The sequence below is a fragment of the Mesorhizobium sp. M8A.F.Ca.ET.181.01.1.1 genome (genome assembly GCF_004792025.1).
Classification (GTDB): Bacteria; Pseudomonadota; Alphaproteobacteria; order Rhizobiales; family Rhizobiaceae; genus Mesorhizobium.
Genome location: NZ_SRTV01000016.1, coordinates 38,020 through 44,019, shown reverse-complemented (window position 1 = coordinate 44,019; position 6,000 = coordinate 38,020). Strand labels below are relative to the sequence as shown.

Below are 6,000 nucleotides of genomic sequence, written 5' to 3'. Positions count from 1 at the left end.
AGAAACCGGAGATCCATCTCAAGACGCTCGGCAAGTCGGCCGAAGAGATGGTAGATACCCTGGAACACTGGCTGGACGAGCGTGACATTGCCGAAGAGCAATATGACAATGGCGGCGGCATCTGACGCTTTTTGCTTTAGAATACGAGTGACGCGTCGATTGAAGGAGAACGCTGGCATGGTTCGGGTCGTTGGCTTCCTGCACTGGCGTGTGCCAAGCCCGGCATGCTGATTGGCAAGCGGAACCCGTCGCCAGTTGCGCCCGTGGCACGGTCGTTCTCGAACGCTGCAAGCCTTTCGCAGGATGACAAAGAGGGCCGTCGGAAGCTGGGCGTGTTACGTGCGCCTGGCTCATCCGTTGACGCAAACAAGTCGCATGACGGTGTGTCGGGATCCATGGGACTGCGCCAAAACTCCGGCGAGGTAGTATTTGGGCGCCACGTTCGCCGCTTTTGCATGATCTGCTTGTGTCTCTTTCGCTTGTTGTCGCCGGCCTTCGCGCAGGACGATGGCGAGGACGAGGACGAAGAAGATAGCGCCGTGTGCGACATCGATGTCGGCGGGTCCGGCTCGGAAAGCAAACCGCTCAGCGCAACCGATGGCACGGGGTCGCATCGCTACCTCGTCAACGGCGTTTGCTACGATCTATCCGGAAGCCTGCAGGGCACCCTGCAACACACCAATGCTCCGGAGCCGCATTTGGGACCTGGTTCAAGAACCGCCCGGACTTTCAGCTCCGAAGCGGATTTGCGCCTTGCGGCTGCGCGGCTGACGGGATCCGGACCGTTCAAGTTCGTCTTCGGTACTTCCTGGAGCTATAACTCCGACGATGGTTTCGACGCAGCGCCCACCTTGTCCGAAGCAACAATCGAATACGCGGGGGTAAAAGTTGGCTACGCTGAATCCCTCATGAACGCCTGGTCGGGCGATTTCCAGTTCACCGCGTCGTCGCCGTCGCTGAGCAGTTATCTGGCTTCCTACAAATACGAGATCACCGACGATCTATCGTCCTCTGCGGCGGTTGAGGCCGGTCCTCCGACCAGCCGCGGTGCAACCACCTGGGAATTCCCCAAGACGCCGCCGTATTTCACGGCGCAGCTCCATTACGAAAAAGACGACTGGATCATGCAGGTTTCGGCGGCCGCTCGTCGGCAAGAGACGCCGGCCGCGCGCTTGCTCGATTTATCGGCCGGCAGCCGATTCGGTTGGGCAGCGGCAGCCGGCCTTACGGCGCCGGTTAGATTTGCCGGTGAAGACGATAATTTTAGCGCCGGCCTTGCCTATTCGGTAGACGCGCCTGCATTCCTTGGCACCGAAGCCGACGCCGCCGCTTTCGCCGCGCGCTTCCCCACCGTCGGCCCGATACAGGGTTGGAGCGCCGTGGCTTCGTACCATCATGAATGGTCGGACAAATGGGAGTCGAACGCGTTCGTAAGCTATGTCGCGGTGAATCTCGACCTGTTCGCGACCAACCCCTCGATCAGAACGAAGCGATACGGCGTAAATTTGATCTATCAGCCCGCGGAAAAGTGGACGATCGGCACGGAAGTGGATGCGCTTAGCACACATGTCGCGCTCAACGGCGCGGTCGGTCTTATTCCGGGTGCCGATTTGAAAGGGACGACTGACTTCCTGTGGGTTACACGTGAATTTTGATCGGTTCGATGTAAACACGATCATCAAAGCTGTTGCCTCGCGGGATCTTCGACTTTTCTCCGCGCTACGAGAGCAAGAAGCCCGACAAACCTATCGTGCTAATTAGTGGCCGTTTCGGATCGCCGGCTGAAGCTCCTGGGCGGCATCCCCGCCCAGGAGCGAAAGGCGCGCGTGAACGTCCCGTGATCAGCAACAGCGCTGCGCTCCGGAACAAATGGGGCTCCTTCGGCGCAAACTGGGACGGTGGGACCGCAGAAGGCTGGCACGGCCCCAACAGACAGGCGAATCGCGCCTGTCCGGGAGCACTATTGCCAGAAGCCACCCAAAGTCACTGTATGTTGACGACGACGTAGCGCCCGCTGGAGGCCTGATAATACCTGCCGCCACAGTGCCACAGTACGGGGCCGTAGACGGTGGTTTTCACGCATGCGGCCGGGAGGCTGTTCACGTAGACACTCGTCCGACGGATTGTTCGGCGGGTGGTGCGCCTCGCAACGCCAGCGACGCTGCCGGGCGTGAGCGGATGGCCAACTCGCGCCTGCGCGTCGCCGACGAAAGAGGGGAGCGGTACAACTGTGTCGATCAGTCCGCCAAAAATCATGGCGACGGCGATCGCAGCCGCACCACCGGCCAATCTCAAGCTAAGTCTTGTCATCGTTCATCCTCTCTATAAGTCAAATACCTGCGGCAAGCGCTACTTGGCCGTCAGGATCTTTATCGGCGCCGCGACGGGTAAAGTAAGAACGCGGGTCGTGGCGCCGGCCAGCCCGCCCTCTTCCTGATCTGGAATACCCTGCGCCAGGGCCTTGCGAAGATCCGGCGCAATTTCCGCGACTTGGGCGAACTTGCCGTGATTGGTCGCATCGTTGGCTTTCACATCAGGCAAGTCAACGACTATCGCGCCGAGTTCTGCGAGTTCCGCCGTGTTGCTGCTCGCCCCAATCCGATCTTTGCCGCCAGCGATAAGCCTCGACAGACCCAATGCTTTGTCGTCGCGCGAGACAATGATCAAAAACGGCTTTTTTGGTTTCCCAATTCGCTGCACTTCCGATTTGAATACGTCCTCGTCGATGTCGGGGGCGGCGAGTATCACCGTACCAAGCTTGCTGGCGGAAGTGAGGTTTCCCGATATCTTGATTTGCCGAAATGCCTCGACGGTCACCCAGTTGCCCATCGAATGCGCGAGGACGTTGATTTCATCGGCATCGCTGGCCAGCAAAAGGCGCAGCGTCCGCTCCAATCCGTCGCGAGCGATGGTCGCGCTGTTGTTGTCGTACACGCAGTCCAGCGTCTTGCCCCGCGAGGCCCAAACGCGATAACCCGCCGAAGATGGAATTCATCAGCGGATCGCGGAAGCCGGTGAACACCATCCACGCCATCGACTACGAGTTCTATGAAGAGCTCCACACGGTCATCGAGCGTGAGCCGAGGTCGATGCTCGATCCGGAAATGCTGGGCCTGTTTGCCTCCATCGGCATCCAGAAGGGCAAGCCCTTCGCGCCGGACGAGCGGATGAAGAAGCTGCTGGTCGAAGCGCTCGCTATCGGCAACGCAACCGCCCGCGCGCTGGCCTTCCGCCCTCGCCTCGACGGCGCCCAACTCTATCCAAACAGCTCCTGGAACGCGGCTTCGTGGACGGCAGCTATGAATGGCTCCGGGACGGCGGCGAGGGCGGCCGCAATCTCGACTCCAGGACCATGTTCTTCTACCAGGCGACGGTGAACACGCCCGCCATGGTGCAGAAAATGATCGGCGTCGGTTCCCAATACGCCTATGCCTCAACCGACGTGAACGGCGACGATCTGGACGGTGCCAAGACGTACAGCCTCCACATTCCCGCTAATCCGCCGGTCAAGGATTTCTGGTCCGTGGTGATCGGCGATCCGCAGACGCGCTCGGAGCTTGAGACGGGCCAGACCTTCCCGAGCAAGAACAACAAGCGCGACAAGCTCGCCGAGAACTCCGACGGTTCGGTCGATCTCTATTTCCGCCCGAAGGCCCCTGAAGGTAACGAGGCGAACTGGGTCAAGACCGTCGCCGGGAAGGGATGGATGGTATCCGATTCTTCGGCTTTATGGCCCGCTCGAACCCTGGTTTGACAAGACCTGGCGGCCGGGCGAGTTTGAGGTGGTCAAGTAGCAGGGTTCCGCGTTCGATCCGGCATGGTTCGTTCGATTGCGGGAACGTCTGGTCGTACTGTCGATCGAAACTTGCCGGAGCGCTCGATGAGCAATGCACTGCCCACTCGAATTGGTCTTCTACTGTCGGCCGTCATTCCGATTTTCCTTTGGGTGCTCCTTGGAGCTTCCTGGGCCCAGCAGCCTCCGGACGGCGTGCCGCCCGAAAAGGCACGGCAATTCCTCGACCTGCTGTCCGATCCGGAGGTCAAGGTATGGCTCGAAGGAAAGATACCGGTAGCCGCCGAGGAACCGTCTGCCGCATCGCTGGCCGACGCAATCTCGAACTGGGAGCTGGCCGTTCGCGCACGTCTCGTCGCGCTCACCGATGCCATTCCTCGCATCCCGCAGGAGGCAGCTAACGCCGCCGGCGTCGTCTCGCGCGACGTGAATTCAGGTAGGCCCGGGCTGGTGATCCTGATCCTGGCAGTGCTGACTGTCGTCGGCTTCGGCGCCGAGTGGCTGGTCCGCCGGGCTTTGTCGCCTGGCGGTTCTGACCCGACAATTGATCCCGGACAGGCAGCCCTGTCCGAGGTCGCTGCCTTGCTGACATTTGCTCTGGCAGCCATCGGCTCGTTCCTCGCGTTCGACTGGCCGCCTTTGCTGCGCCGCATCGTGCTGACTTTGCTGCTCGCCTTCATCGCCGTGCGTGTCGTCCGCGCAATTGTCAGGTTGCTGTTTGGACTCGCCGGCGCGGAGAGCAGGACGCCGGATGAGACGCTGACAACAGTTCCTGTTGCAAACTCGACCGCGCAGCGTTTCTGGCTTCGGCGCGTGAGCCTCATCGCCGGCTTTCTGCTGTTTGGCTGGGCCGTGGTCAGCCTCATGCCGAGCATCGGTTTCTCGGTCGACGTGGCGCGGGTGGTTGCCCTGCTTTGTGGCCTGGGCATGTTGGCCATCGCCATCGAAATCGTCTGGCGGCGGCCGGGCAGCGCAGCTTCCGCTGCCAGGCATTCGCTGCTGACGCTCTATCTGATCGCGCTTTGGCTGGCCTGGGTGGCAGGACTGCTCGGCGTGCTGTGGCTCGGCCTCTATGCGCTGCTATTGCCGGTGGCGGTGCGTGGGGTTGGCAACGTCGCACAGGCCTTCGCCAGCAGAGCGCAGCGCAGCGGCGCCCTCGGCATCATGCTGAACGTGCTGATCGTCAGGGGAGCCAGGGCAGCGATGATTGGCGCGGCGGTCGCTTGGCTCGCCTATATCTGGCGCATCACGGCTGCTGCCCTTGCCGGCAGTGAAACAGGCGCGATCGTGATTTCGGGCCTGCTCAATAGCATCATCATCCTCCTGGTAGCGGATCTGCTGTGGCAGCTGGCGAAGGCGCTGATCGCTTATCGGATGGAGCTCGCGTCAAAAGACGGGTCAAGCGCGGACGACCTTGCCCGCAGCGGCCGGCTGCGTACGCTGCTGCCAATATTCCGCAACGTGCTCGCCGTTTTCATAGCGGCCGTCACTTTGCTGACAATCCTGTCCGGACTCGGCGTGCAGATCGCGCCTTTGATCGCCGGCGCGGGCATTTTCGGCGTCGCCATCGGCTTTGGTTCGCAGACACTGGTCAAGGACGTGCTGAGCGGCGTTTTCTATATGCTCGACGACGCTTTCCGTGTCGGTGAGTATATCCAGAGCGGCAGCTATAAGGGCACCGTCGAATCGTTCAGCCTGCGATCAGTCAGGTTGCGGCATCACCGCGGCCCAATTTTCACCGTGCCGTTCGGCCAGCTCGGCGCCATCCAGAACATGAGCCGTGACTGGGTGATGGACAAGATGGCTCTCAGCATCACCTACGATTCTGACATAGACCTCGCTCGCAGGCTCATCAAGAAGATCGGTCAGGAGCTGGCCGCGGATCCTGAGTTCGCGGCCGATACGATCGAGCCGCTGAAAATGCAAGGTGTCGACAGTTTTGGCGACTCCGGGATCGACATCAGGATGAAGCTGATGACCAAGCCGGGAGGTCAGTTCGGCATCAAGCGGCGAGCCTTCATGATGATCAAGAAGGCATTCGACGAGAACGGCATCAAGCTCGCCGTTCCCACGGTGCATGTGGAGGGTGGCGGCGACAACGCGGCCGCCGCGCAGCAACTACTCAAGATGAAGCAGGCTAAGAGCTAGCGGCAAACCCGGCGCCTGATGGCACTTCCGAATCCGGCCCGCTTTGTGACAACGCCACT

5 protein-coding genes and 1 pseudogene are annotated in these 6,000 nt (G+C 61.0%); 4 read left to right on the top strand and 2 right to left on the bottom strand.

Going from position 1 to position 6,000, the window contains the following annotated elements; all coding sequences use genetic code 11:
- The first annotated feature begins 224 nt into the window (after positions 1 to 224).
- Positions 225 to 1,655, top strand: coding sequence for a porin (locus EN824_RS31925; RefSeq protein ID WP_135933079.1), 1,431 nt, complete (start codon positions 225 to 227; stop codon positions 1,653 to 1,655).
- Between the two features lie 328 nt (positions 1,656 to 1,983).
- Here EN824_RS31925 and EN824_RS36325 read toward each other — a convergent pair whose 3' ends face one another.
- Both EN824_RS36325 and EN824_RS31915 read right to left on the bottom strand, forming a co-directional pair.
- Positions 1,984 to 2,256 (bottom strand): hypothetical protein, encoded by a 273-nt coding sequence (locus EN824_RS36325; protein WP_127275987.1) that lies wholly within the window; start codon positions 2,254 to 2,256, stop codon positions 1,984 to 1,986.
- A 93-nt stretch (positions 2,257 to 2,349) separates the two neighbouring features.
- Positions 2,350 to 2,934, bottom strand: a complete 585-nt coding sequence (locus EN824_RS31915) for an alpha/beta hydrolase (protein WP_245521062.1) — start codon at positions 2,932 to 2,934, stop codon at positions 2,350 to 2,352.
- Between the two features lie 50 nt (positions 2,935 to 2,984).
- Here EN824_RS31915 and EN824_RS36320 point away from each other — a divergent pair, with 50 nt between their 5' ends.
- The 3 genes and pseudogenes from EN824_RS36320 to EN824_RS31905 form a co-directional block, all read left to right on the top strand.
- On the top strand, positions 2,985 to 3,377 hold the full coding sequence (locus tag EN824_RS36320) for a hypothetical protein (RefSeq protein ID WP_245521061.1): 393 nt from the start codon (positions 2,985 to 2,987) through the stop codon (positions 3,375 to 3,377).
- Positions 3,287 to 3,754, top strand: a complete 468-nt coding sequence (locus EN824_RS36315; RefSeq protein WP_245521060.1) for a DUF1214 domain-containing protein — start codon at positions 3,287 to 3,289, stop codon at positions 3,752 to 3,754. Before EN824_RS36320 ends, EN824_RS36315 begins: the two co-directional genes overlap by 91 nt.
- Before the next feature lie 126 nt (positions 3,755 to 3,880).
- A pseudogene (locus EN824_RS31905) lies at positions 3,881 to 5,964 on the top strand (mechanosensitive ion channel family protein); the annotation flags it as partial.
- Positions 5,965 to 6,000 lie beyond the last annotated feature (36 nt).